At 72.1% G+C, this 25,914-nt stretch carries 23 protein-coding genes; 10 read left to right on the top strand and 13 right to left on the bottom strand.

From position 1 onward, the window contains the following. Nucleotides 1-22: 22 nt before the first annotated feature. From DCW30_RS28135 to miaA, 5 genes are all read right to left on the bottom strand, one after another. On the bottom strand, nt 23-1,522 hold the full coding sequence (locus DCW30_RS28135) for a M1 family metallopeptidase (RefSeq protein WP_076684209.1): 1,500 nt from the start codon (nt 1,520-1,522) through the stop codon (nt 23-25). Between the two features lie 127 nt (nt 1,523-1,649). Then, nucleotides 1,650-3,779, bottom strand: a complete 2,130-nt coding sequence (locus DCW30_RS28140; protein WP_076684210.1) for a RelA/SpoT family protein — start codon at nt 3,777-3,779, stop codon at nt 1,650-1,652. A gap of 142 nt (nt 3,780-3,921) precedes the next feature. After that, nucleotides 3,922-4,800 (bottom strand): diaminopimelate epimerase, encoded by an 879-nt coding sequence (gene dapF, locus DCW30_RS28145; RefSeq protein ID WP_076684211.1) that lies wholly within the window; start codon nt 4,798-4,800, stop codon nt 3,922-3,924. A gap of 57 nt (nt 4,801-4,857) precedes the next feature. Continuing rightward, nucleotides 4,858-5,319, bottom strand: a complete 462-nt coding sequence (locus DCW30_RS28150; RefSeq protein WP_062773684.1) for a hypothetical protein — start codon at nt 5,317-5,319, stop codon at nt 4,858-4,860. Between the two features lie 107 nt (nt 5,320-5,426). Beyond that, nucleotides 5,427-6,365: a tRNA (adenosine(37)-N6)-dimethylallyltransferase MiaA gene (gene miaA / locus DCW30_RS28155; protein WP_076684212.1), complete on the bottom strand. Its 939-nt coding sequence runs from the start codon at nt 6,363-6,365 to the stop codon at nt 5,427-5,429. Nucleotides 6,366-6,547: 182 nt separating this feature from the next. Here miaA and DCW30_RS28160 point away from each other — a divergent pair, with 182 nt between their 5' ends. Then, the gene (locus tag DCW30_RS28160) at nt 6,548-6,907 is read left to right on the top strand and encodes a hypothetical protein (RefSeq protein ID WP_076684213.1); all 360 of its coding nucleotides are present in this window, start codon (nt 6,548-6,550) and stop codon (nt 6,905-6,907) included. Nucleotides 6,908-7,226: 319 nt separating this feature from the next. On the opposite strand, the gene DCW30_RS28165 is transcribed toward DCW30_RS28160, so the two are convergent. After that, nucleotides 7,227-7,943, bottom strand: coding sequence for a class III extradiol dioxygenase subunit B-like domain-containing protein (locus DCW30_RS28165; protein ID WP_076684214.1), 717 nt, complete (start codon nt 7,941-7,943; stop codon nt 7,227-7,229). Between the two features lie 103 nt (nt 7,944-8,046). Further along, a complete protein-coding gene (miaB, locus tag DCW30_RS28170; protein WP_076684215.1) occupies nt 8,047-9,537 on the bottom strand; it encodes a tRNA (N6-isopentenyl adenosine(37)-C2)-methylthiotransferase MiaB in 1,491 nt (496 codons plus the stop codon). 139 nt (nt 9,538-9,676) lie between these two features. On the opposite strand from miaB, the gene DCW30_RS28175 reads away from it, so the two are divergent. Then, nucleotides 9,677-10,672, top strand: a complete 996-nt coding sequence (locus tag DCW30_RS28175) for a TAXI family TRAP transporter solute-binding subunit (RefSeq protein WP_062773669.1) — start codon at nt 9,677-9,679, stop codon at nt 10,670-10,672. 16 nt (nt 10,673-10,688) lie between these two features. On the opposite strand, the gene DCW30_RS28180 is transcribed toward DCW30_RS28175, so the two are convergent. Beyond that, complete coding sequence (locus DCW30_RS28180; protein WP_076684216.1) at nt 10,689-12,107, bottom strand: sensor histidine kinase; 1,419 nt, start codon at nt 12,105-12,107, stop codon at nt 10,689-10,691. Between the two features lie 15 nt (nt 12,108-12,122). Continuing rightward, nucleotides 12,123-12,815 carry a response regulator transcription factor gene (locus DCW30_RS28185; RefSeq protein ID WP_062773663.1) on the bottom strand — a complete coding sequence of 231 codons (693 nt, stop codon included), beginning with the start codon at nt 12,813-12,815 and terminating at the stop codon, nt 12,123-12,125. A 273-nt stretch (nt 12,816-13,088) separates the two neighbouring features. Between DCW30_RS28185 and DCW30_RS28190 the strand changes: the two genes are divergently transcribed. From DCW30_RS28190 to DCW30_RS28220, 8 genes are all read left to right on the top strand, one after another. Then, complete coding sequence (locus tag DCW30_RS28190; RefSeq protein ID WP_062773660.1) at nt 13,089-13,868, top strand: amino acid ABC transporter ATP-binding protein; 780 nt, start codon at nt 13,089-13,091, stop codon at nt 13,866-13,868. 64 nt (nt 13,869-13,932) lie between these two features. Then, the gene (locus DCW30_RS28195) at nt 13,933-14,853 is read left to right on the top strand and encodes a glutamate ABC transporter substrate-binding protein (RefSeq protein ID WP_062773657.1); all 921 of its coding nucleotides are present in this window, start codon (nt 13,933-13,935) and stop codon (nt 14,851-14,853) included. A 117-nt stretch (nt 14,854-14,970) separates the two neighbouring features. Continuing rightward, nucleotides 14,971-15,618, top strand: coding sequence for an amino acid ABC transporter permease (locus tag DCW30_RS28200; RefSeq protein WP_062773654.1), 648 nt, complete (start codon nt 14,971-14,973; stop codon nt 15,616-15,618). Then, entirely contained in the window at nt 15,615-16,676 is a 1,062-nt protein-coding gene (locus DCW30_RS28205; RefSeq protein ID WP_079249975.1) for an amino acid ABC transporter permease, read from the top strand. Before DCW30_RS28200 ends, DCW30_RS28205 begins: the two co-directional genes overlap by 4 nt. A gap of 265 nt (nt 16,677-16,941) precedes the next feature. Further along, nucleotides 16,942-18,846, top strand: coding sequence for an FAD-dependent monooxygenase (locus DCW30_RS28210; RefSeq protein WP_237283380.1), 1,905 nt, complete (start codon nt 16,942-16,944; stop codon nt 18,844-18,846). A 388-nt stretch (nt 18,847-19,234) separates the two neighbouring features. Further along, nucleotides 19,235-19,306: a putative leader peptide gene (locus DCW30_RS38145; RefSeq protein ID WP_335755797.1), complete on the top strand. Its 72-nt coding sequence runs from the start codon at nt 19,235-19,237 to the stop codon at nt 19,304-19,306. An 81-nt stretch (nt 19,307-19,387) separates the two neighbouring features. After that, nucleotides 19,388-19,930 (top strand): cupin domain-containing protein, encoded by a 543-nt coding sequence (locus tag DCW30_RS28215; protein ID WP_076684217.1) that lies wholly within the window; start codon nt 19,388-19,390, stop codon nt 19,928-19,930. Next, nucleotides 19,921-20,316 carry a rhodanese-like domain-containing protein gene (locus DCW30_RS28220; protein ID WP_076688831.1) on the top strand — a complete coding sequence of 132 codons (396 nt, stop codon included), beginning with the start codon at nt 19,921-19,923 and terminating at the stop codon, nt 20,314-20,316. The genes DCW30_RS28215 and DCW30_RS28220 overlap by 10 nt, the downstream gene beginning before the upstream one ends. A 91-nt stretch (nt 20,317-20,407) precedes the next feature. Here the strand turns inward: DCW30_RS28220 and DCW30_RS28225 are convergent, their stop codons facing one another. The 4 genes from DCW30_RS28225 to recA all read right to left on the bottom strand — a co-directional run bounded on the left by DCW30_RS28225 (nt 20,408) and on the right by recA (nt 25,731). Continuing rightward, nucleotides 20,408-22,972 (bottom strand): FtsX-like permease family protein, encoded by a 2,565-nt coding sequence (locus DCW30_RS28225; RefSeq protein ID WP_076684218.1) that lies wholly within the window; start codon nt 22,970-22,972, stop codon nt 20,408-20,410. Further along, nucleotides 22,969-23,718 (bottom strand): winged helix-turn-helix domain-containing protein, encoded by a 750-nt coding sequence (locus DCW30_RS28230; protein WP_079249976.1) that lies wholly within the window; start codon nt 23,716-23,718, stop codon nt 22,969-22,971. The genes DCW30_RS28225 and DCW30_RS28230 overlap by 4 nt, the downstream gene beginning before the upstream one ends. Nucleotides 23,719-23,862: 144 nt before the next feature. After that, entirely contained in the window at nt 23,863-24,603 is a 741-nt protein-coding gene (gene recX / locus DCW30_RS28235; protein WP_076684219.1) for a recombination regulator RecX, read from the bottom strand. A gap of 3 nt (nt 24,604-24,606) precedes the next feature. Next, nucleotides 24,607-25,731 (bottom strand): recombinase RecA, encoded by a 1,125-nt coding sequence (gene recA / locus DCW30_RS28240; RefSeq protein WP_076684220.1) that lies wholly within the window; start codon nt 25,729-25,731, stop codon nt 24,607-24,609. Nucleotides 25,732-25,914 lie beyond the last annotated feature (183 nt).

Raw genomic sequence — 25,914 nt, forward strand, 5'->3', positions numbered from 1 at the left:
GGTTATTCTCCGGCCCGACCGGCTACTTCCCGCGCACGGGCGCCTTACGCCAGTCCGGGTGCCCCGGCATGGGCGGCGTCTTCTCCCCGTACAGCCAGGCGTCGAAGAATCCGCCCAGGTCACGCCCCGCGTTCCGGGAGGCGAGCCGCACGAAGTCGGCGGTCGTCGCGGTGCCGTCGCGGTGGGCGCGGACCCACTGGCGCTCCAGGCGCTCGAAGGCCTCGTGCCCGATCTCCTGGCGCAGCGCGTAGAGCACCAGGGCGCTGCCGTCGTAGACCACGGGCCGGAACAGGCTGATCTTCTTGCCGGGGGCGGGCCTCTTCGGCCGCGCGGGCGGCCCGCCCTCGGCACGCCAGCCGTCCGATTTGCGGTAGGCCTCGCGCATGCGGTCCGCCAGGGACCGCCGTGTCCTCTCCTCGGTGAACAGCGCCTCGTACCAGGTGGCGTGGCCCTCGTTGAGCCAGAGGTCGGACCAGGTCCGCGGGCTCACGCTGTCGCCGAACCACTGGTGCGCCAGCTCGTGCACCATGAGCGCGTCGACGCTCCACTCGGGGATGTGGGGCAGGGTGAAGAGCTGCTGCTCGAAGAGGGACAGCGTCTGCGTCTCCAGCTCGAAGCCGGTCTTCGCCGGGGCGACGAGGACCCCGTAGGCCTCGAAGGGGTACCGCCCGACCTTCTTCTCCATCCATGCGATCTGGCCGGGCGTCTTCTTCAGCCAGCGCTCCAGGGCCTTGCGGTCCTTGGTGGGGACGACGTCGCGTACGGGCAGGCCGTGCGGGCCCTTGCGGTGCAGCACGGTGGACCGGCCGATCGACACCTGGGCCAGTTCGGTCGCCATGGGGTGGTGGGTGCGGTAGGCCCAGGTCGTGGCGGAGCCGTTGTGGCGGGGCTCGGCCGCCGGGAGGCCGTTGGCGACGGCGGTGAGCCCCTTGGGGGCGGTGATCCGGAAGGTGAACATCGCCTTGTCGGCGGGGTGGTCGTTGCAGGGGAAGACCAGGTGGGCGGCGTCGGCCTGGTTGGCCATGGCGAGCCCGTCGGCGGTGCGGAGCCAGCCGCCCTGGGATTTCCCGCCGGAGACCGGGTCGCTGGTGTGCCGAACGGTGATCCGCAGCCGCTCGCCGGGCCCGACCGGCTCGGCCGGCGTGAGGACCAGGTCCTCGCCGCTGCTCGCGAAGCGGACGGCCTCGCCGTTGACCTCGGCGGAGCGGACCTCGCCGTGCGTGAAGTCCAGGTTCACGCGCTCAAGGGGCTGGGTGACACGGGCGTCGATCTTGGTGACGGCTTCCAGTGGCTCGCGGTTGTCACCGCGGTAGGTGAAGGCGATGTCGTACGACGTCACGTCGTACCCGGGGTTGCCCAGGTGCGGGAAGAGCGGGTCGCCGATGCCGAGCGGGGTGGCCGGCGAGGGGACGCCCGCCGCGACGAGGGCGGCGGAGACGGTCGCGGTGACGAGGGCGGCGGCGACTCGGGGTGTACGGAGGGCCTTCGGCCGTGCGGCCGTGGTCCGGGCAGTGAGCAGCATGGACTTACCGCTATCAGCGTGCGCGCCCCCGGCGGGTGGTGGCGCGCGCCCGGCCACCCGAACGAGTCACCGACCGGACCCGCGCGCGGGTCCGCCGCCAGGGCCGGGCCACGAGGCGCCGACCGCTTCAGTGGGCCGCTGCCGCCGGATGCTGGGCGCGGCTCACGTCGTACACCCCCGGCACCGCGCGCATCGCCCGCATCAGCCCCGGGAGGTGCCCGGCGTCCGGCAGTTGCAGCGTGTAGGTGTGCCGCACGCGCTGCTGGGTCGGCGGCTCCACGGTGGCGGAGACGATCGCCACCCCCTCCAGGGCGATCGCTTCGGTGAGGTCGGCGAGCAGATGCGCACGGCCGAACGATTCGGCAGTCAGCGTGACACGGCACTCGGCGGTGTCCACCCAGCGCACGCCGACCTCCGCGCGCCCCACTTCTTTCATGCGCTCCACCGAGGGGCATTCGACGCGGTGGACGGTCACGGCTCCCCCGCGTACGGCGAAGGCGGTGATGGCGTCGGGCGGCACCGGCGTACAGCATCCGGCGAGGCGCACGCTGGCGCCCTCGCGGTCCACCACGGCGTTGGCCGCGGGGCGCGGGATCTCGGCGGCTTCCGGGCGCGGGGCGGCGACCGGCGCCTTCCTGGTCTGTCCGGAGGGCGCGGGGGCGGGCGCCGGATGCGTGCTCAGCCAGCGGCGGATGGCGATCCGCGCGGCGGGCGTGCGGGCGTGGTCGAGCCAGTCGCGGGACGGCCCCGAGGCGGTGTCCTGCCCCATGAGCAGCTGCACGGTGTCGCCGTCGCGCAGGACCGTGCTGAGCGTCGCGAGGCGGCCGTTGACCCGGGCGCCGATGCAGGCGTGCGCGTCCTCGCCGTACTGGGCGTAGGCGGCGTCCACGCAGCTGGCGCCCGCGGGCAGGCCGAGTGTGCCGCCGTCGGGACGGAACACGGCGATCTCGCGGTCCTGGGCGAGGTCCTCGCGCAGCGTCGACCAGAAGGTGTCGGAGTCGGGCGCCGCCCGCTGCCAGTCGAGGAGCCGGGAGAGCCAGCCGGGCCGGGTCGGGTCCACGCGCTCGTCGTCGGCGCCTTCGGCCGACTCCTCCGTGGGCGAGGCATAGGGATGGCGCAGGGCGACGACGCCCGCCTCGGCGACCTGGTGCATCTGGTGTGTGCGGATGAGGACTTCGGCGACCTCTCCGTCCGGGCGGGCCACGGCGGTGTGGAGCGACTGGTAGAGGTTGAATTTCGGTACGGCGATGAAGTCCTTGAACTCCGACACGACCGGCGTGAAGCAGGTGTGCAGCTCCCCGAGGACTCCGTAGCAGTCGGCGTCCTCGGTCACGAGGACGAGGAGGCGGCCGTAGTCCGACGCGCGCAGTTCGCCGCGTTTTCGGTGCACGCGGTGGACGGAGACGAAGTGCCGCGGCCTGATGAGGACCTCGGCCGCGATGCCCGCGTCGCGCAGCACACCGCGCACCTCGCCCGCGATGTCGCCGAGGGAGTCGGCCTCCGCCTCGGCGTTGGCCGTGATCATGGCCTTCACCTCGGCGTACTCCTCCGGGTGGAGGATCGCGAAGACGAGGTCCTCCAGCTCGGTCTTGAGTGCCTGGACCCCCAGGCGCTCCGCGAGCGGAATGAGCACGTCCCTGGTCACCTTGGCGATGCGGACCTGCTTCTCGGGGCGCATCACACCGAGCGTGCGCATGTTGTGCAGCCGGTCGGCCAGCTTGATCGACATGACGCGTACGTCGTTGCCGGTGGCGACCAGCATCTTGCGGAAGGTCTCCGGCTCGGCGGCGGCTCCGTAGTCCACCTTCTCCAGCTTCGTGACGCCGTCCACGAGATAGCACACGTCGTCGCCGAACTCGGCGCGCACCTGGTCGAGGGTCACCTCCGTGTCCTCGACGGTGTCGTGCAGCAAGGACGCGGTCAGGGTCGTGATCTCCGCGCCCAGCTGGGCCAGGATCAGCGTGACGGCGAGAGGGTGTGTGATGTACGGCTCACCGCTCTTGCGCATCTGGCCCCGGTGCGAGGACTCCGCGAGGACGTAGGCGCGGCGCAGCGGCTCCAGGTCCGCGTCCGGATAGTGGGCCCGGTGGGCCTCCGCCACATGGCCGATGGCGTCGGGCAGACGGTCCCGGGTGGTGGAGCCCAGGAGGGCCGCCCTGCCGAGCCTGCGCAGGTCGAGACGGGCCCGGCCGCGCCTGCGCTGGGCCCCGGGCGTCACGGGGCCGGGCGTGGCTGGGTTCGTGGCCTCCGCACTCATGGGCACCTCCGGCTGCGTCGACCGGCGGTCGGCGGATGCTGGCGTACTCCGTCCGGGCCGGTGCTTGATGCTACCGAGCCCATCACGCGGCGCCGACCGCCTCTCGCCGAGCGTGAAACGGATCACCCATTCGAGCGACAGTTCACGCGGTTGCTGTTTCGAGCCATTCGGACATGATCTCGCCTTCCGCGAGGATCACGGCGGGACCGGTCATCTCGATCTCGCCGTCGGGCCGCTCGGTGATCACCACACGGCCGCCGGGCAGGTCGACCGTGTATGTGACCGGGGCGCCCGTCACGGCCGGGTCCGCGCCGTCCCTGCGGGCGGCCGCCACGGCCACGGCGCACGCGCCCGTGCCGCACGAGCGGGTCTCGCCCACGCCGCGCTCGTGCACGCGCATGGCGACGTGGCGCGGGGCGCGCTCCACGACGAACTCCACGTTCACCCCGTCCGGGTAGGCGGAGGCGGGGCTGAAGGGCGGCGGGTCGTACAGGTTGCCCGCGTCGGCGAGGTCGTCGACGAAGGCGACGGCGTGCGGATTGCCCATGTTCACGTTGCGCGCGGGCCACTGGTGGTCCCCGACCGAGACCGTGACGTCGCCGCCGGGGAGCAGGGCCTTGCCCATGCCGACGGTGATCTCACCGCCGGACGCGGCCTTGGCGATGTGCACGGTCTTGACGCCGCCGCGCGTGGCCACCGCCAGATCACCCTCGCCGACGTGCCCCGCGTGCTGGAGGTACCGCGCGAAGACCCGCACCCCGTTGCCGCACATCTCGGCGACCGAGCCGTCGCCGTTGCGGTAGTCCATGAACCATGCGGCCCGGTCGGCGAGGTGACGCGCCTCCGGGTGGGCGGCGGACCGGACGACGTGCAGGAGACCGTCGCCGCCGATGCCCGCGCGCCGGTCGCACAGGGCGGTGACGGCGGCCGGGGACAGCTCGACGGCGTTGTCCGGGTCCGGGATGATCACGAAGTCGTTCTCGGTCCCGTGGCCCTTGAGGAAGGCGATCCGCGTGCTCATTCCTCGATCGTACGGGGTGGGTACGACACCGCGGCGGGGCGGTGGGCCGCTGCCGACTCAGCGGAGGCGGGCCACGCGCCAGACGGCGAGGACGGCCGCGCCGACGAAGAGCAGGGCGTACGCGGAGACGACCCGCCAGTCCGGGCGGCGGCCCGAGCCGCGCTCGGGCAGGCCCGGCAGCGTGTAACCCACCCGGCGGGCGGCCATCATGCCCCAGCCCGCCGCGCAGCAGCTCAGGAGCAGCCCGAGCATGGCGACCACGGCACCGCCGTCGCCGAACTCGAAGGCCAGCGGGAAGGCGAACATCAGGGAACCGACCGCGGCGAGGATCACGATGGGCGCGAGCTGCCAGATGCGCAGCCGGCGCTGCGGACGCAGCTCGACCTCGACCTCGGCCTCCGCGGACATCTCGTCCGCGCCGGGGCCGTCGTCCGTCACGCCGCCGGGAACCTCGTCGGGCCCGTCGGGGCTCAGCTGCTCTCCGCCGTCATGTGCGGTGTCACGAGGGCCGGCCTCCATCGCCACGCGCCCTCCCACTTCGGACTCCACCGGTCGATCGATGGTCGATGATGGCACGCCGCCAGGGGGCCGGATGACCGCCGGAGCGTCCCGATGCCATCACGTGATCAGGCTGTGACCGGTCGTTCGATCAGCGCCATCGCGTGTCCGGGAAGTCGGCCGCGATCGGCCGCGGCGCCGCTCAGCCAGTGCACCCGCGGGTCCCTCCGGAACCACGAGTCCTGGCGCCGCGCGAAGCGTTTGGTGGCGCGCACGGTCTCGGCGCGCGCCTCGTCCTCGGTGCACTCTCCGGCGAGCGCCGCGAGCACCTGCTGGTAGCCCAGCGCCCGCGACGCCGTACGTCCCTCGCGCAGGCCCTGTCCGGCCAGCGTGCGCACCTCGTCGACCAGGCCGGCCTCCCACATGCGGTCCACGCGCGTGGCGATGCGTTCGTCGAGTTCGGGGCGGGCCACGTCCACGCCGATCTGCACCGTGTCGTACACCGAGTCGTGGCCCGGGAGGTTGGCGGTGAAGGGCTTGCCCGTGATCTCGATGACCTCGAGGGCGCGCACGATCCGGCGGCCGTTGCTGGGCAGGATCGCGCGGCCCGCTCCCGGGTCGGCGGCGGCCAGCCGGGCGTGCAGCGCTCCGGGGCCGCGCAGGGTCAGCTCCTCCTCCAGCCTGGCCCGCACCTCGGGATCCGTGCCGGGGAACTCCAGGTGGTCGACGGCGCCGCGTACGTAGAGCCCCGAACCGCCGACCAGGATCGGCCAGCGGCCCGCGGCCAGCAGGCGGTCGATCTCCGCGCGGGCCAGCTTCTGGTACTCGGCGACGCTCGCCGCCTCCGTCACGTCCCAGATGTCGAGGAGGTGGTGGGGGACCCCGCCGCGCTCCTCGGGCGTCAGCTTGGCGGTGCCGATGTCCATCCCCCGGTAGAGCTGCATGGAGTCGGCGTTGACCACTTCCCCGCCGAGACGTTGGGCGAGGAAAACGCCCAGATCGGACTTTCCTGCCGCGGTGGGACCGACGACGGCGATGACCCGCGGGGCGGGAGCTGCACTACTCACCGCCCCAGTCTCGCAAACCGTGCGACCACTTCCCGAACGAGTTGCGTGACGGCACGGCTTCGGGGTCGTTGCCTGTTGCGAGGTTCCAGCCGCCGGTTTCGAGGACCGATGGCCCGGGCGAAGCAATGGGACGCTCCGGGCGGCAGGGGATTTCGCCCACACGAGTAACGTATGGAGTAGATATGGGCGTATTTGCACGTTTCCGTCGGAAGGGCCAGGGCGGCGACGAGGAGTCAACCACCGGAGCGGCCGCTGCCGCGCCTGCGGCCGAGCCGGAGGTCACGGAAGCCGCTTCCGCCGAGGCACCGCCCTCTTCCGGGGAGCCCGGGGAGCCCGGGGAGCCCGGGGCCAAGCCTGCCGGGGGGCCGGAAGAGCGCGCCGGGGACGCCGACGCCGCTGAGAGGGCCACGGAGGCCACCGCGGCCTCGGAGCCCGCCGAGGCGGACACGGAGGACCCCGCGGACGGCGTGGACATCCCGAAGCAGCAGTCGGCCGACGAGGCGGCCGACAACGAGGCGGACGAGGGCGCCGCCCGCAAGTAGCGCCGTCGGCAAAGGCGCGGACATGGGCTTCGCGGAGACCGGGCACGGGCACGGGGAAGGTGAGGGAAGCCGCCCACCGCCTCGCCGTGCCGGACGACGGCCAGGGCGCCGGTGGCATCGCGACATCACTCTCTCCGGCCTCCTGAAGGGCCCCGCCGACTGCCCTGGAACGTTGCCCTCTCCTCCCGCAGGGCCCCGCCGGTCGGCCCCTGAGCACATCGGCGAACGGCCGCGAAGCGTCTCGCTTCGCGGCCGTCGTCGTTGCTCGGCGCGTGCCGGGGCCGCGCGCACCGCTTCCCAGGGCCGGTCCCAGCGGCCCCTACGACCAGGCGGCCACCAGGTACCCCACCCCGTAAGGCGCGTCTTCGTGGAGCAGCTCTCCGCTCGGCGTCGCGCTCTCGGCGGCGCCGGCGAGGACCTGCCATGGGGCGCGGCCCGCCGCCTTCAGTTCGCGCGCGAGGTTCTCGTCGAGCGCTCGCAGAGCCGCCACGTCGGCCGTGGCGAGGGCCCGCGCGATCTCCGCGTCGAAGCCCGCCGCCCGCTCGTCGAGGTAGCCGGGGGCCTTCACGGTGCGGCACGCGCTGGCGTCGCCCATCACCAGGAGGGCGACGCGGTCCGCCCGTGCGGCGAGCTCCCGCCCGGTCTGGACGCACCGCTCGGCCGTGAGTGTTTCTCCCACGCCGAGGCCCTCCACCGGGGCGGCCGACCATCCCGTACGCCCGAGCAGCCAGCCGGCCACGGCGAGGGACGGAGGCAGCTCGCGGTCCGGGGCGGATGCTTCCGGGCCCGGGCCCAGGCTCACGTCCAGGTCCACCCCGAAGTCACGGAACGAGCCGCGCGCGCCCTGCGGATGCGGGCCGTCGCCCTCCGGCCCCGCGGGGCCGACGACGACCAGGAGGTCGGGCCGGGCGGCGGCGAGGACCCCGATGGCGTCCGTGCACGCCGAGCGCGCCGAGTCCAGTTCATGGGCGGCGCCCGACGCGACCTCGGGAACGAGCAACGGCGGGCAGGGGCAGACGGCTGCGGCGACAAGCATGATCCGCAGCGTAACGCCCCTCCCCGCACGCGCGCGTGGAGGCGGACCCGTGACCGGAACCCCCCGGCCGACGGGTCACCGGTCCCGGATCACCGCACCCGGATCAGTCGCAGCCGCAGCCACTGCCGGCGGCGGCCGGCAGCGGCGCGGGGACGCCGATCTTCGGCAGGCCCAGCATGACGCCGGCGGGCTTCGCGGCGGCCTCGGTGTTGCGCTTCTGCCAGGCGTCGCCCGCGCGCGTGGGGCGGACGTCCAGCGCGGCGCCCTCGGCGAGCAGGTGGTGCGGCGCGGCGTAGGTGATCTCGACCGTCACGACGTCGCCGGGGCGGACCTCGGTGTCCGGCTTGGTGAAGTGCACCAGGCGGTTGTCGGGGGCGCGGCCGGAGAGGCGATGCGTGGTGCCGTCCTTGCGGCCCTCGCCCTCGGCGACCATCAGCTCCAGGGTGCGGCCGACCTGCTTCTTGTTCTCCTCCCAGGAGATCTCCTCCTGGAGGGCCACCAGACGCTCGTAGCGCGACTGGACGACCTCCTTGGGGATCTGCCCCTCCATGGTGGCCGCCGGGGTCCCGGGGCGCTTGGAGTACTGGAAGGTGAAGGCGTTGGCGAAGCGGGCCTCGCGGACCACGTGCATGGTCTGCTCGAAGTCCTCCTCGGTCTCGCCGGGGAAGCCCACGATGATGTCGGTGGAGATCGCCGCGTCCGGCATGGCGGCGCGGACCTTCTCGATGATCCCGAGGAAGCGCTCCTGGCGGTAGGAGCGGCGCATCGCCTTCAGGACGGGGTCCGAACCCGACTGGAGGGGCATGTGGAGCTGCGGCATCACGTTCGGCGTCTCGGCCATGGCAGCGATGACGTCGTCGGTGAAGTCGCGCGGGTGCGGCGAGGTGAAGCGCACGCGCTCCAGGCCGTCGATCTTCCCGCAGGCCCGCAGGAGCTTGCTGAAGGCCTCGCGGTCGCCGATGTCGGAGCCGTACGCGTTCACGTTCTGCCCGAGGAGCGTGATCTCGGAGACGCCTTCGCCGACGAGGGCCTCGATCTCCGCGAGGATGTCGCCGGTCCTGCGGTCCTTCTCCTTGCCGCGCAGGGCGGGGACGATGCAGAAGGTGCACGTGTTGTTGCAGCCGACGGAGATGGAGACCCACGCGGCGTACGCGCTCTCACGGCGCGTGGGCAGCGTCGAGGGGAACGCCTCCAGGGACTCGGCGATCTCGACCTGCGCCTCTTCCTGGACGCGGGCGCGCTCCAGGAGCACCGGCAGTTTGCCGATGTTGTGCGTGCCGAAGACCACGTCGACCCAGGGCGCCTTCTTGACGATGGTGTCGCGGTCCTTCTGGGCGAGGCAGCCGCCGACGGCGATCTGCATCCCCGGACGCTTGGTCTTCATCGGGGCCAGGCGGCCGAGATTGCCGTACAGGCGGTTGTCGGCGTTCTCGCGCACGGCGCACGTGTTGAAGACGACGACGTCGGCGTCGCCGTCGGCCCCTTCCGGCGCACGCTCGTAACCGGCGTCCTCCAGGAGGCCGGAGAGCCGCTCGGAGTCATGGACGTTCATCTGGCACCCGTAGGTGCGCACCTCGTAAGTCTTCGCGCTCATCTCGCCCCCCAGGGTACGGGGTCGCCACGCGCGCGTGGCCGGGGATCGCGACCGGAGTGGCCGAGGGCGCCCGCGAGAAGGGGCCCGGTGTGACCCCGCCCCTGGTCACCGGGGTGAGCGGGCTGGCAGGATCTCGCGCATGCTCCAGGCGCTCCCCCACATCGGCAGACGACGCGCGCTGCAGGCCTCCGCCGCGGCGCTGGTGGTGTTCGGGCTGCTCCTGTGGTGGCTGCTTCCCGTGCGCGAGGACTCGCCGAGCGGCCGGATGCGGTTCAGTACGGGCGTGCAGAACGGCGTGTACGAGAAGTACGGCAAGCTGCTGCGCACCGCGGTCTCCCAGGACATGCCCGATGTGGACGTCGAACTCCGCAACAGCCAGGGTTCGCAGCAGAACATCGAGCGGGTGGCGACGGGCAAGGCCGACTACACCATCGCGGCAGCCGACGCCGTCGAGAAGTACCGCCTCGACGAAGCCCCCGGCGCCGATCGCCTGCGCGGTTGCGCGCGCCTCTACGACGACTACGTCCAGCTCGTGGTGGACCGCTCGTCCGACATCCACTCCGTGGCGGACCTGCGGGGCAAGCGCGTGGCGGTGGGCCAGGGCCGCTCGGGCGTGCGGCTGATAGCGGACAGGGTGCTCGACGCCGCGGGGCTCGACCCGGCCACGGACATCGAGCCGGTGTCCGCGGGCATCGACACCATGCCCGAGCTGCTGGAGCGGAACAAGATCGACGCCTTCTTCTGGTCGGGCGGGCTGCCGACGGTCTCCGTGGGCCGGCTCTCGGAGCGGATGGGCGTCCGGCTGGTCGAGCTCGGTCACCTCGTCGACAAGCTGCACAAGCAGGGCGGCGCCTCCCGCTACTACCGCGCCGCCACCATGCCGGCCGACGCCTACCCCTTCGCCCAGCAGGGCTCCGCCGTGCCCACCCTGGCGGTGGCGAACCTCCTGGTCACCACGGACCGGGCCGACGACGACCTCACCTCCGGTCTGACCCGGACCATCATCGACAGCCGCGACCACATCGGCGACAAGGTGCACGCGGCGCAGCTCGTGGATCTGCGCACGGCCCTCTTCACGGACCCCCTGCCGCTCCACGAGGGGGCCCGCGAGTACTACCGCTCCGTCAAGCCCTGAGACGCCGAGAGGGCCGTCAGGAGCCCGTGGCGGGCTCGCTGCGGGGCAGGCCGACGGTCACCTTCAAACCGTGCGGTTCATTGCGCTCGTAGTCGATGGTGCCGCCGCCCGCCGCGAGCAGGGCCCGGGAGATGGACAGGCCGAGGCCGGAGCCCTTGACGTTCTGGTGGCGGTTGCTGCGCCAGAAGCGGTCGCCCACGCGCGCGAGTTCGTCCTCGGTCAGGCCGGGTCCCTCGTCGCCGACCACGACGGTCGTCGTCCCGTTGCTCGACTCGACGGTCACCTGGACCGACCCGCCCTCGGGCGTGAACTTCAGGGCGTTGTCGATCACCGCGTCCAGTGCGCTGGAGAGCGCGACCGGGTCGGCCCAGGCGGTGGTGGCGGGGCATGCGCCCTTCAGCCGCACACCCCGCTCGTCGGCGAGCGGCCGCCAGGACGCGACCCGCTCGGCCGTCAGGGCGCCGACGTCGGTGAGGCGCAGGTCGGGCGCGGCGTGCTCGGCGAGCGCCAGGTCGAGCAGGTCGTCCAGGACCTGGGCCAGGCGCTTGCCCTCGGTGCGGACCGAGGCGATCTCCTCGTTGCCCTCGGGCAGTTCGAGGGCGAGCAGTTCGATGCGCAGCAGCAGGGCGGAGAGCGGGTTGCGCAGTTGGTGCGAGGCGTCGGCGACGAAGGCGCGCTGCTGTTCGAGCACGTCCTGGACGTGGTCGGCCATCTCGTTGAACGAGTGGGCGAGGCGTCTGAGTTCCGGCGGTCCGCCCGTGGCGGCGACACGTGACTTGAGCCGTCCCGTCGCGATGTCGTGCGTGGTGGCGTCGAGGACGCGCACCGGCCGCAGCACCCAGCCGGTGAGCCGCAGGGCCGCGCCGACCGCCAGGAGCATGGCCGCCGACTCGCCCGCGCCGATGAGCAGCCAGCCGTACAGCGTCTTGGAGCGCATGCGGCCCGTCGGCGAGTCCGTGACGACGACGGCGACGACGTCCCCGTCCCTGATCACCGGGGACGCGACGGCGAGGCGACCGCGCTGCCAGGGCCACACCTGCCCGGGGTCGTGGCTGCCGCGGGAGCGCAGCGCCTCCTGGAAGGCCTCGCGGACCTCGCCCTCGGCGGGCAGGTACCAGGAGGCCGGGGCGCTGGCCATGGGGCCGTCGTCGCGGTAGAAGACGCCCGCCCTGATCCCGTAGACCTCGTAGTAGTCGTCGAGTTCCTTCTGCAGCGTCTCGCGGCGCTCGTCGGTGGCGCCACGCACGCGTGAGCCGACCGAGGGGCGTTCGGTGACGAACTGGGCGAGCGAGGCGAAGCGCGCCGTGTCGTCGATGCGGTCGACGACCACCTTCTGCTGCTGCGCCGCGGCGACGCTGAGGGCGAGCGGGAAACCGAGCGCGAGCAGGACGCCCGCCATGAGGACGATCAGCAGCGGGAGGAGACGGGAGCGCACCTGTGCCCGCTCCGGCTACGTGGCCGGGGCGACGAGCCGGTAGCCGACGCCGCGCACCGTCTCGATCAGGGCCGGCATGTGCAGCTTGGAGCGCAGGGAGGCGACGTGCACCTCCAGCGTGCGGCCGGTGCCTTCCCAGCTGGTGCGCCAGACCTCGCTGATGATCTGCTCGCGGCGGAACACCACTCCGGGGCGCTGGGCGAGGAGGGCGAGCAGGTCGAACTCCTTGCGGGTCAGCTGGATGACCGAGCCGTCCACGCTGACCTGGCGGGTGGGGAGTTCGATGTGCACGGGGCCGAGCTTCAGCTTGCTGTCGCCGCCGGTCTCCGTGGCGCCGCCGGGGGCGGGCCGCCGGATGACCGCGTGGATACGGGCGATGAGCTCCCCCGTGTCGTACGGCTTCACCACGTAATCGTCGGCCCCGAGGTTGAGGCCGTGTATGCGCGAGCGTACGTCCGAGCGGGCCGTCACCATGATCACCGGGGTCGAGCCGCGCTTGCGGATCTTTCCGCAGACCTCGTAGCCGTCCTGGTCGGGCAGGCCCAGGTCGAGGAGCACCACTCCGAAGGGAGGCGCCTCCGCGGGCAGGAGGGCCTGCAGGGCCTCCTCGCCGTTGCGGGCGTGCACGACGTCGAAGCCGTGCCGGGCCAGGATCGCGGACAGGGCGGCGGCCACGTGGTCGTCGTCCTCCACGAGAAGCAGTCGCATACGGGCCCCCTCCAGTTCATCCGTCGTTCCACCATGGCCGGTAATCGCGCGTGCGCACCAAGGCATCCACGCCGATCCATCAGGACCGCGTCAAGAGGGATCGGGTCACGGACACGTTCCGTTATCGAGCCGGTACGCACGCCCGGGACCCTCTTCACACGGTGTGTCCGGTTGCGGCCGGATCGTTATGCTCAATTTCCCCTCAGATGTAATGACGCTGGTCGCACTGGGTTATTACTGTCCTCCCAACCGAGGAGGATGGAGCAACAAGCCGTGACCGAAGTATCGGTGACCAAGGACGCCATACCGCCCGGGGCGGACGACCTGGTCGTGCTGAAGAACGTCAACAAGCACTTCGGCGCTTTGCACGTCCTCCAGGACATCGACCTGACCATCGCCCGTGGCGAGGTCGTCGTGGTGATCGGCCCCTCCGGCTCCGGAAAGTCGACCCTGTGCCGCGCCATCAACCGCCTGGAGACGATCGACTCGGGAGACATCTCGATCGACGGCAAGCCGCTGCCCCAGGAGGGCAAGGAGCTGGCCCGGCTCCGTGCGGACGTGGGCATGGTCTTCCAGTCGTTCAACCTCTTCGCGCACAAGACCGTGCTGGAGAACGTGACGCTGGGCCAGACCAAGGTGCGCAAGACCGGCAAGGCGGAGGCCGAGGAGAAGGCGCGCCGCCTGCTGGACCGCGTGGGCGTCGCCGCCCAGGCCGACAAGTACCCCGCGCAGCTCTCCGGCGGCCAGCAGCAGCGCGTGGCCATCGCCCGCGCGCTGGCGATGGACCCCAAGGTGATGCTCTTCGACGAGCCCACGTCGGCGCTCGACCCGGAGATGATCAACGAGGTCCTCGAGGTCATGCAGCAGCTCGCCCGCGACGGCATGACGATGATCGTCGTCACCCACGAGATGGGCTTCGCGCGCTCCGCCGCCAACCGTGTCGTCTTCATGGCGGACGGGCGGATCGTCGAAGAGGCCGTGCCGGACCAGTTCTTCAGCAACCCGCGCAGCGACCGGGCGAAGGACTTCCTGTCGAAGATCCTCAAGCACTGACGCTTACGGCACCCCATTGGCCACCGCGTCCACTCACCACCAGCCGAAGCAAAGGATGTTCACCATGAAGTTCCGCAAGACCGCAGCCGCCGCTGCCGTTGTCGCCGCTCTGTCGCTGACCGCCACGGCCTGTGGTGGCGAGGAGGGCACGGCCGGCGACAAGCCGAAGGACCCGACCGGCGGCAAGAACGCGCCCAAGCTCCCCACGTACGACGTGAAGTCGGGCGTCAAGGTCGACTCGGCGGTGCTGAAGAAGGCCCAGAAGGCCGGCAAGATCGTCATCGGCGCCAAGGACGACCAGCCGTACCTGGGCTTCAAGGACAGCGCCGGCAAGCGCTCCGGCTTCGACATCGAGATCGCCAAGATGGTCGCGGCCGACCTCGGCTTCAAGCCCGACCAGATCGAGTTCAAGACGATCGACTCCGGCGTCCGCGAGACCACCATCTCCAAGGGCGACGTCGACCTGTACGTCGGTACGTACACGATCAACGACGAGCGCAAGAAGCAGGTCGGTTTCGCCGGTCCGTACCTCGTCGCGGGCGCCGACCTCCTCGTCCGTGAGGATGAGAAGGACATCACCGGTCCCGACTCGGTCAAGGGCAAGAAGGTCTGCTCGATCGTCGGCTCCACTCCGCTGCAGGAGATCAAGAAGTCGAAGTACGGCGCCGAGACCGTCGAGCTCGCCAAGTACTCCGAGTGCGTGCAGCAGCTCATCAACAAGGAGGTCGACGCCGTCACCACGGACGACGCCATCCTCAAGGGCTACGCCGCGCAGCAGCCGAAGGCCCTGAAGGTCGTCGGCAAGCCCTTCACCAAGGAGCCGTACGGCATCGGCATGAGCAAGAACGACAAGGCTCTGCGTGACGCCGTGGCGGACGCCGTCGAGGCGCACCAGAAGAACGGTGACTACAAGAAGGCGTACGACGCGACGCTCGGCCTCTCGGGTTCGGAGTTCACCGAGCCGCCGGCCCTCGAGCGCTACTGAGCACCGACCTTCCGTTCCACTCCCCGGCAGTGAGTCGACCGGCTCCCCGTGCGCATCGCGGTGCGTACGGGGGCCGGCGCCCCCTGCCCGACCACTGCCGCCCACGAGGACATCCCCGTGAATGTACTGCTCGACCATCTGGCGGAATTCCGCGAGGGTTTCATAGGCACGGTCTGGCTGACCGTGGCCAGCAGCGTGCTCGCGCTGCTCCTCGGCGTCGTGCTCGCCGGTTTCCGCGTCTCGCCGGTCCCGCCGCTGCGGTTCTTCGGCGCCGCCTGGGTCACCCTGTTCCGGAACACGCCACTGACGCTGCTCTTCCTGACCATCTGGTTCGCGGTGCCGCAGGTCTTCGACTTCGGCTTCGACCCGTGGACCAAGGCGCTGATCGTGCTCAGCGTCTACACCTCGTCGTTCGTCTGCGAGGCCGTGCGGTCCGGCATCAACACCGTGCCGCTCGGGCAGGCGGAGGCCGCCCGCTCGATCGGCATGACGTTCTTCCAGACCCTCGGCTCGATCGTGCTGCCCCAGGCGGTGCGCACCGTACTGCCGCCGCTGAGCAGCATCTTCATCGCGCTGACGAAGAACTCCGCCATCGCGGGAGCGTTCAGCGTGACGGAACTCTTCGGGTGGCAGAAGGTCCTCAGTGACCAGGGCTTCGCCATCGCGTGGCTGTTCCTGTGGGTGGCGCTCGGCTACCTCGTGATCACGTTCACCATCAGCGGACTCTTCCGGCTGCTCGAGCGGAGCCTGGAGGTCGCACGATGAGCTCCAGCGTTCTCTACGACGCTCCGGGTCCCAAGGCCCGGATGCGCAACCGCATCTACTCCGTCATCGGCACGGCCGCGATCATCGGCCTCGCCGTCGTCGTAGTCATGCGGCTCGCCGACCGGGGCCACTTCGAGTCCGAGGTCTGGAACACCTTCAACTACTCCAACGTCCGGGAGACCATCCGCGACGGCATCCTGACGACGCTGAAGGTCTTCGCGCTCGCCGGCGTGCTGTCCCTGGTGCTCGGTGTGCTGCTCGCGGTCGCCCGCGCGTCGGACCACCGTCCGGTCCGCTGGCTGGCCACCGGGTTCATCGAGCTGTTCCGCGCCATCCCGCTGCTGATCACGATCTACGCCCTCTGGGTGCTCTTCCTGACCTACAAGGGCGACCTGGGCGCCATCGGCGAGAACAACGGCTTCTGGGCCCTCGTCCTCGGTCTCGCCGTCTACAACGGCGCGGTGCAGGCCGAGGTGCTGCGCGCGGGCTTCAACGCCGTCCCGCGCGGACAGGTCGAGGCCGCCTACGCCCTGGGACTGCGCAAGTCCCAGGTGATGACGATGCTGCTGCTGCCGCAGGCCGTCAGGTCGATGCTGCCGACGATCATCAGCCAGCTGGTGGTCACGCTGAAGGACACCTCCCTCGGCTACATCATCACGTACTCGGAGCTGCTGTACGCGGGCCGGCAGCTGGCCAACACCACCCTGGTGAACGGCCAGTACATCTACGTCCCGGTGATCATGGTCGTCGGCACGATCTACGTGGCGATGTGTCTGGCCCTCTCCGCCCTCGCCACCTGGATCGAGAAGCGCGGACGGCGCACCAAGACCGGCATCGCGGTGGCCGCCGCCGCCGAGCCCGCCGAGGCGCCCGGCGTCCTCGACCCGGCCGCGGTGCCCGCTCCGGCCGCCGCCGCGGGTGAGACCGGTGACGCGCCCTTGGCCGCGCCGGCGCGTGAGGCCGAAGGCCCCAAGGCAGCGGAAGGCCCCAAGGGACCGGAGGGCGACACCGGCGAGCCGCGCGGTGACTCCGACGGACCGGTGGGCAAATCGAACTGATGCGCCGTAGGCGCAGGTGAGTGTGGGGGGCGGCCCTTGGGCCGCCCCCTTCGTCCGTCCGGGCCCGACCGCCCCCGCCGGCACCCGCCACGCTGCCGCTTCCCGGTGCACACCATTGCCATCGTCACTTGACGCAAGCAGCGGCAATGGGTTGCATACGTTCTGTGATCGTGCACCGGGCTCCAACTGTCAGTTCCAGTACGTACGTCCAGCGCGTCCGGGCAGCCCGGAACCTCGGAGCCCGTCGGGCCGGAGGGTGCGCGCCGTGGACCCGGTGATCGTCGTCGGCGCGGGCCCCGTAGGGCTCGCGCTCGCCCTGGCGCTCGCCCGCCACTCGGTGCCCACCGTCGTCCTGGACGAAGGGCCCGGCAAGGACGACCAGCGCCTCGCCCGCACGGCCGTCCTGCGCGAGGACACCGCCGCCTTCGTGGAACGCCTCGCGGGCCACTCGCTGGGCGGCCTCGAACTGGGTGCGCGCTGGACGCGCTGGCGCTCCGTACGACGCAAACAGGTGACGCGCGAAATCTCGTTCGACGACGAGATGCCCGCCCCCCTGCATCTGCCCCAGCACGTCCTCACCGGGGCGCTGCGCGAGGCCATCGCCGGTGAGCGGCTCATCACGGTCGCGGTGGACAGCAAGCTCGACTCCTTGGAGCAGGACGCCTCCGGAGTGACCGCCCACACGCGCGGACCCAAGGCCACCTGGTGGCGCGGCAGCTATCTGGCGGGCTGCGACGGGTCCCGCTCGACGGTGCGCAAACTGCTCGACATCCGCTTCCCGGGGCGCACGGCGGTGGAGCGACACGCCGTGGCGGCGCTGCGCACGGAACTTCCGTGGCCGGGCGAGGCGTTGTTGCATCGGATGCCTCCGTGGCGCGGCGGGGGCCCGGAAGTGACGGGCCGCCCGCTCGCTGAGGGGGTGTGGCGGCTCGACTGGCTGCTTCCGCCGCGCGGCGACCTCGTGACCCCCGAGGCCCTCGTGCAGCGCATCCGCGCGACCCTCGCGGGCTGGTGCGGAGGCGCCACACCGCCGTACGAACTCCTCGACACGGGCGTGCACACCGTCCACCACCGCCTGGCCCGGCGGTGGCGGGTCGGCCGTGCCTTCCTCGCCGGTGACGCCGCGCATCTGCTCGGCGCGCTCGGCACCCAGGGGCTCGACGAGGGGCTGCGGGACGCGGACAACCTCGCGTGGAAACTGGCCGTGGCCTGGCACCACGGGGCCCACGACACACTGCTCGACAGCTATCAGGCCGAGCGGCGGGCCCGCGTGACCGCGCGGCTGCGCGCCGCCGACCAGTCGCTGCCGGTGCTGCGCGGCGGCAAGGGCCTGCGCTCGTTGGTGCCGGGGGCCGCGCGCGGTCACGACGCGCTGCTCACGGACGGCCACGTGGGGCGCGGTCCGCTCGGCGCGCCCGCGTCGTACGCGGATTCCCCGCTGGCGCCCCCGCCCTCCGAGTCCGAGATCGTGGTGGCCACCGAGCCGGGCATGCCGGTGACCGACGTGCGGGTGACAGCGCCCGACGGCACCTTCGTCCAGCTGCGGGAGCGACTCGGGCTCGGCCGCCTGCTCGTCGTTCTCGTCGCCCCCGGCACCGGGGTGTGGGAGCGCCGCCACTGGATGTCCGCCGGCCTCATGCCGAGGCTCGCCGCCGCGGTCACGGCACTGCCTCACCGCGCCGAGCTGCTGGTGGCGGAGAGCTATCCCGGGGCGCCAGCGCACGCGGTCCTGCTCGTACGCCCCGACGGCCACCTGGTGACCGCCCTGGCCGGGGTACGCCCGGCCGAGCTGTACGCGGCCGCGCAGGCAGCGGTGGGCGGGACGACACCTGCGGCTCGGGAGACGCCCGACTCCAAGGGCACGGGGGGCGAGACGCCCGGCGGGGCGGAGCGTCGGGACCTGGCGGGGCGGGGTGACCGGGGCGAGCGAGCCGAACGGGGTGGGGGTGAGCGGTCGGGCTCGGCGGAGCCTTCTGGGGCGGCCGAGCCGACCGGGGCGGAGGAGCGGTCCGGTCCCGGAGACCCGTCCGGCTCGGCGGGGCCGCCCGGGGCCGGGGAGCGGTCGGACTCGGCGGGGCAGGCCGGCCGTGGGGAGCCATCCGGCTCGGCGGGGAAGCCCGACTCCGGGGAGCCGGAGAATGCGGCGGGGGCGGTGCGGCGGGCCGAGTGAGGGGGCGTGCGGGAGAGCGCCGCGGGCGGCGGGCAGCGCGGGGCGGTGCGGACAGCGCGGCGTGCGGAGTGCGCCTGCGGGCGGCGGGCACCGCGGCGTGCGGCTTGCGCTGCGGGCGGAGTGCGCTGCGGGCGGCGGGCAGCGCGGCGTGTGGCGGTCAGTGCACGGGTGCCACGGACAGCTCGGCGTGCGGGAGTGCGCTGCGGGAGCGTGGCGGACAGCGCGGCGTGCCGGAGCGCGCCGCAGAAGCATGGCGGACAGTGCAGGGGTGAGGCGGACAGCGCGGGAGCGCGACAAGCCGTGCTGAAGCGCGGACCGACCGGATGCTGGGCGGGAGTTGACCGCTCTCCCCCTCCATGGTCTACTCCGCACCGTGACCGACACCGATGTGCGCCTGTGGCGGAGGGTCCATATGGACCTCGTCCGCTATGCGGGCTGCGTGTGTCATCCGTCCCTCTGACTTCGCCACTTGCTCCCGCGCGCTGAGCCCCGCCTTCCGGTCGGCTCGCGCGCCCCTCAGCGAACCTTCAGGACGGTATCCGTGTCTTCCTCCGCACCCTCCTCCGCCGTGCCCGCGTCCGCGCGCTCGGCCGGCCCCACCTCCGCCGAACTCCTCGACTTCGTCCGCCGCACCGCCGCCGACACCGCACTCATCACCTCCCTGCCGCTCGACCCGGAGGGCCGCACCTGGGTGCGTCTCGACGGCCCCGGCGGCAGCGAGGCCTGGCTGATCGGCTGGCCGCCGGGCACCGGGACCGGTTGGCACGACCACGCCGAGTCGGTCGGCGCCTTCCTCACTGCGGCGGGCGCCCTCAAGGAGAACTCCCTCGCCGCCCGGCTGCCCACCGACGGCTGGAAGACCCTGGAGCTCTCGGACGGCGTCGACCGGGCACGGCTGCTCACGGCCGGCGAGGGCCGCGCCTTCGGCCGCAACCACGTGCACGAAGTGCTGAACGAGTCCCCGTCCGAGCACGCCGTGTCCGTGCACGCCTACTACCCTCCCCTGCCGCGCATCCGCCGCTACAGCCGCACCGGCGACGTCCTCCGCCTGGAGTCCGTGGAGCGTCCGGAGGACTGGCAGTGAGCGGGCGGCCGACCGGTATCGACGAGCTGCTCGAACGCGTACGGCTCGACCTGGACCGCGTGACCCCGCACGAGGCGTACGAGATCGGCGGGTCCGGCGGCCTCCTCGTCGACATCCGTTACGCGGCCCTGCGGGAGCGCGACGGGCTGATCCCCGGGGCGCTGGTCGTCGAACGCAATGAACTGGAGTGGCGTCTCGATCCCCAGGGCAGCCACCGGGCCCCCGAGGCCACCGGCCACGACCTGCGCACCGTCGTGATCTGCAACGAGGGGTACGCGTCGAGCCTCGCGGCGGCCTCACTGCGGCAGCTGGGACTGCGGTACGCGACCGACCTCGACGGTGGTTTCCAGGCCTGGCGCGCGGCAGGGCTCCCGGTCACGGTGTGAAGCGGCTCCCGGTCACGGTGTGAACACCCGGGTGGGCGCCCCTCGGTAAGGGGCGCCCACCATTGCGTACCGCCTCTTACGCCCCGGCCCCCTACTCCTTGGCCGTCGCCACGCTGACCGGGAGCGGCCTGAGCGCGGCGCGGCCCGGCAGGGCGGTGGCGGTCAGGGCCAGGAGGCCGGCCACGGCGACCACGGAGACGTAGACCAGCGGGGCCACCGTCGGCGCCGCGCTGCCGGTCAGGCCCACGCTGAAGGCGGTCAGGACGGCCAGCGCCACCCCACTGCCGAGTGCCGTGCCGATGAACAGGACGGCCAACGCCTCGGTGCGCAGCATGCGCAGCACCTGCCGCCGCGTGGCGCCCGCGAGCCGCAGCATCGCGAACTCCCGGACACGCTCGGAGACCGACATCGCGAGGGTGTTGACCACCGCGATTGCGGTGAAGGCGAGGACGAGACCCATGGCCAAGTGGTTCACCTCGGCGTTGGCCCGCTGACGCTTGGCCTCCAGGCCGTCGAACGCCTCCGGAGCGAGAAATTCGAGCCCGGATGCCGGGAACTTCCCGACCTCGGCCGCGAGTTGTTCCTTCGTACGGTCGCTCTTGATGAGGACCGTGGCGGCGAGCGGGTTGTCGACGTGGCGGGCGACTCGGTGGTGCGCCATGGTCACGTCGCCGAACCCGAGCCCGCGTGCGTACACAGCACGGACGGTCAGCGCAGCCTTCGTCCCGTCCCCGAGGGTGAGTTCGAGCGTGCTGCCGGGCCGCAGTCCGAGCTGGTCGGCGGCGAGTTCGCTGACGGCCGCGCTGTTGCCGTCGAAGCCCTTCAGGGTTCCGGCGGTGACGTCCGGGTCCCAGGTCCGGGTGAGCCCTGCCGGGGTGACACCCTGCGCGGGATATTTGTCGAGCCCCACGCGGACGGTGGTGCGGACCACCTCCGTGACGGCCTCGACGCCCTCGGCCCTGCGCAACTGCCGCGCGGCCCGCTCCGGGACGCCGGGGCCCTGCGCGGCGAGCACCCAGTCCGCACGGATGCCGTCGCGGGCCTGGGCCCGGGCAGCGTCACCGAGGGTGGGCTGGACGAAGAGGACGGTGCAGGTCATGCCGGTGAGGAGGGCGAGAGGGGTGACGGCGGCGGCCATCCGGGCCGCGTTGCCGCGAAGGTTGGCGTGCGCGAGCTTGCCACCGGGGCCGGAGAGCCGGAGCGGCCCGCGCAGGAGGGCGGCCGCCGCGCGGACGACGAGCGGGCCGAGCGCGGCGATGGCGCAGGCGAGGACCACTACGGCGAGGAACGTCACCGGCGTGGAGGCGGCTTCGGTACGCAGCTTGCTCAGCACGGCGATCAGGACGATGCCGCCGATGAGCAGGGCGAGACCGGCGACGAGACGGCTCCGGCCGAGCCGGGTGCGCTCGACGCGCGCTTCGGTCAGGGCCTCGGCGGGGCGGATGCGGGCGATCCTGCGCCCGGCGATGCGTGCCGCGGCCAGGGCGCCGAGCAGAGTGACGCCGACGGCGACGAGGGGCGGGAAAGCGCTGAGGGCACGTTCGAGGGTGGCGGGCACGGCGCCCCTGTCCACGAGCCGTCCGTGCAGCCAGCCGCCGAGCGGAATCCCGGCAAGAGCGCCGATGCCACCCGCCACGGCGCCGATGAGCAGCGCTTCACGCCCGAGGAGCCTGCGGATCTGCTGCGGCGTCGCGGCGACGGCACGTAGCAGGGCCAGTTCACGGTGGCGCTGCTGGACGGAGAGCGTGAAGGTGCCGACCACCACGAGGACGGCGACGAGCAAGGACGTGCCTCCCATGGCGCCGCCCATGCTGACGAGTTTGACGCGGGCGCCCGCCGCGTCGAGGAATTCGACCGGTCCCCGGTCGTCGCCCGCACTGACCTGCGCGGTCGTCCCTTCGAGCGCTTCCTCGACGGACTTCTCGAGGTCGGCGACGCTGGTGCCCTCGTTCGGCACGACACCGAAGGCGGTGACCTTGCCCGAGTGCGCCGCGAGCCGCTCGGCCTCTCCGGAGGAGAAGAAGAGCGAGGTCTGGTGGTCGAGCGGGCCGTGCTCGGGGGCGGCGACACCGGTGATGCGGTAGCTGCGGGGGCTCTGTGTCGACTGGACCGTGAGACGGTCGCCGGGCGTCAGCCCGGCGCGCTCGGCGAGGTGCCGGTCGATGACGAGATCGTCGGCATGGCGCGGCGCGCGTCCCTCGACGAGCCGGAAGGGCGTGAGCGCGGCGGACTCCCAGGCGTGTCCATACGAGGGCCGGTCCGCGTCGCTTCCGTCGCCGGACGTCCCGCGTTGGATCAAGGGCTGGGCAAGGAAGGTCAGTTCGGGCACGATCGCGCCGACCCCCGGAGCCTCCTTGAGGCGGTTGCCGATGTCTTGTGACGACAGCCACGCGCGTTCGGCGATCGGTTTCGCCTTGTGCTTGACCTTGGTCTTGCCCTTCTTGTGCTTGACCGTGGTCTGGTGGACGTTCTGGTCGGCGGAGACGATCACCGGCGCAGCGGCGTAACGCTCGGTCCGCACAGTGCCGCGCAGCCCGGTCTCCAGGAGCGTGCCGCAGGCGGTGATGAGCGCGGCGGCGCACATCAAGGCGAGGAACGCGCCCAGGAATCCACCCTTCCGGTCCCGGACCGTCTGCAGGGCGTAGCGCAGCATCATGGGGTGTCCGTCTCTTTGCTGTTGTCGCGGGGCGCGGGGAAGGCCAGGAAGCGCGTGAGCACGGTGCGCGCGTCGGCAGGGGTGTCGCGGTCGGGCCGCTTGTAGCGGTTGAGCAGCGCGATGTACTCCTCGAAGAACTCATGGAGTTCGGCGAGGTTCAGCCGGACCGTGCCCCGAGAGAACGGGAACGCGTCGGCCCACTCATCGGGCCCAGCCCCGCTGTCCCGCCGCGCCTGCTCGAAGAGGTCCAGGTCGGCCGCGTACGACTGGCGGTTGAGCTCGTCGATGACGAGCCGCGTCTCAGGGCTCTGCCGACTGGGCGGCGGAAAGCGCCGATCGCCGGGGACGGCCCGCCACCAGCGCTCGCGGCCATGGCCCGGCCCAGGGGCCGATCCTCCGGGACCGCCGTCGCGTGTCTCCTCGACGAAACCGTAGCGGGCGAGTTCACGCAGGTGGTAGCTGGTGGCTCCGGTGTTGAGGCCGAGGGCCCTGGCGAGTGTCGCCGAGGTCGCCGGGCCGTGCACGATGAGGTGCTGCAACACCTGCTGCCGCCGCGGCTGCGCGAGCGCTTTCAGGACGCGGAGATCGCTCAGCTCCTCGGGGGCCGGGGCCGGAGGAGAAGGCGGGGCCGGAGGAGAAGGCAGGGCCGAAGCCGGAGAAGGGGCCGAGGCCGTGTCGGCGGCGGTCCGCTCGACCGCGTCACCGGAGGTCCGCGCCTGCTCGGATGTGCCGGGTTCCTGTGCCATACGTACACAGTCGCCTGTGCACAGGGCCCTGTGCACTGCGGTGGTCCCGCGTCTCCGCAGGGGGGTTAACCCCACCCCGCGGAGCGCGGGCCGGGATACGAGGATCGCTGGGCGTGCCGCCCCACCCCCGTCGGGGCGGCACGCTCAGAACGCCTCGTGCCCCAGGTCTTCCGTGTCCTCGCCCTCTTCCTCCAGGGCCTGCCGCACCACCCTGAGCGCCATGCCCTCGCCATAGCCCTTGCGGGCCAGCATGCCCGCGAGGCGGCGCAGGCGCTTGTCCCGGTCGAGGCCGCGCGTGGAGCGGAGCTTGCGGGCGACGAGCTCGCGCGCCGTCGCCTCCTCCTGCTCCGAGTCGAGCTGTCCCACGGCCTCGTCGATGAGCGCGGACTCCACGCCCTTGGTCCGCAGCTCCCGCGCGAGCGCCCGTCGGGCCAGGCCCCGGCCGTGGTGCCGGGACTCCACCCAGGCGTCCGCGAAGGCGCTGTCGTTGATCAGGCCGACCTCCTCGAAGCGGGAGAGCACTTCCTCCGCCACCTCGTCGGGGATCTCCCGCTTGCGCAGCGCGTCGGCGAGCTGCTTGCGCGTGCGCGGGGTACCGGTGAGCAGGCGCAGACAGATCGCCCTCGCCCGCTCAGCCGGGTCCCCCGCCGGCGGCTCCCCCTTCTCGGCCCTCGACGAGGAAGGGGGGCCGCTGTCCTGGTGCTCACCGAAGCCGCCGCGCCGCCGCCGGCGCCCGCCGCTCCGTCCGGCACCCTCCCGGGTGCCGGACCCGTCGCCGTCACGGCCGTCGCGCTCCGGCTCCACACCGTCCCCGTGGCCCCGCCCCGGGGCCCCGGGGCGGCTTTCGGAGGCGGTGTGGTCCGCCCAGTCGGTTCGTCGCGTCACGGCCTAGCTCTTGGCCGCCGCGGTCTTGGACTTGGTGGCCTTGGCCGCCGGCGCGGGCACCGTCTTGGCCGCGTCGTCGGCCGGGGCCGCACCTGCCGCGTCCGCGCTCGGCTCGTCGCTCGGCGCCTCGGGCTTCACGCCGACGCCCAGCTTCTCCTTGATCTTCTTCTCGATCTCGTTGGCGAGGTCGGGGTTGTCCTTCAGGAAGTTGCGGGCGTTCTCCTTGCCCTGGCCGAGCTGGTCGCCCTCGTACGTGTACCAGGCGCCCGCCTTGCGGACGAAGCCGTGCTCGACGCCCATGTCGATCAGGCCGCCCTCGCGGCTGATGCCCTGGCCGTAGAGGATGTCGAACTCGGCCTGCTTGAAGGGCGGCGCGACCTTGTTCTTGACGACCTTGACGCGGGTGCGGTTGCCCACCGCGTCCGTGCCGTCCTTCAAGGTCTCGATGCGGCGGATGTCCATGCGCACCGAGGCGTAGAACTTCAGCGCCCGGCCACCGGTCGTGGTCTCCGGGGAGCCGAACATGACGCCGATCTTCTCGCGGAGCTGGTTGATGAAGATCGCGGTGGTCTTGGACTGGTTGAGCGCGCTGGTGATCTTCCGGAGCGCCTGGCTCATCAGGCGGGCCTGGAGACCCACGTGCGAGTCACCCATCTCGCCCTCGATCTCCGCGCGCGGCACCAGGGCGGCGACGGAGTCGATGACGATGAGGTCGAGGGCGCCGGAGCGGACCAGCATGTCGACGATCTCGAGGGCCTGCTCGCCGTTGTCCGGCTGGGACAGGATGAGGTTGTCGATGTCGACGCCGAGCTTCTTCGCGTACTCCGGGTCGAGGGCGTGCTCCGCGTCCACGAACGCCACCGCGCCGCCCGCCCGCTGGGCGTTGGCCACCGCGTGCAGGGTGAGGGTCGTCTTACCGGAGGACTCCGGGCCGTACACCTCCACCACGCGGCCGCGCGGGATGCCGCCGACGCCGAGCGCGACGTCGAGCGCGGTCGACCCGGTGGGGATGACCTCGATGGGCTCGTTCGGCCGCTCGCCCATGCGCATCACTGCGCCCTTGCCGAATTGCCGTTCAATCTGTGCGAGAGCGGCGTCGAGCGCCTTCTCGCGGTCGGTTCCTGCCATGGGTTCCACCCGATTTGCTTGAGTCGATCGCTTCACGTCAAAGACGCTAACGCCTGCCACTGACAATCCGCCCCGACGCCCGTCCAGCCTGTGGATAACTCAAGGCCATCCCTCATCGAAATCCTCCGGAGCCCGCCGGGGCTCCCCCTGCGCTCCTGCGGAGAACCACCGTCGGACACCCCA

The sequence above is a fragment of the Streptomyces alfalfae genome, from assembly GCF_004127445.1.
Lineage (GTDB): Bacteria > Actinomycetota > Actinomycetes > Streptomycetales > Streptomycetaceae > Streptomyces > Streptomyces alfalfae.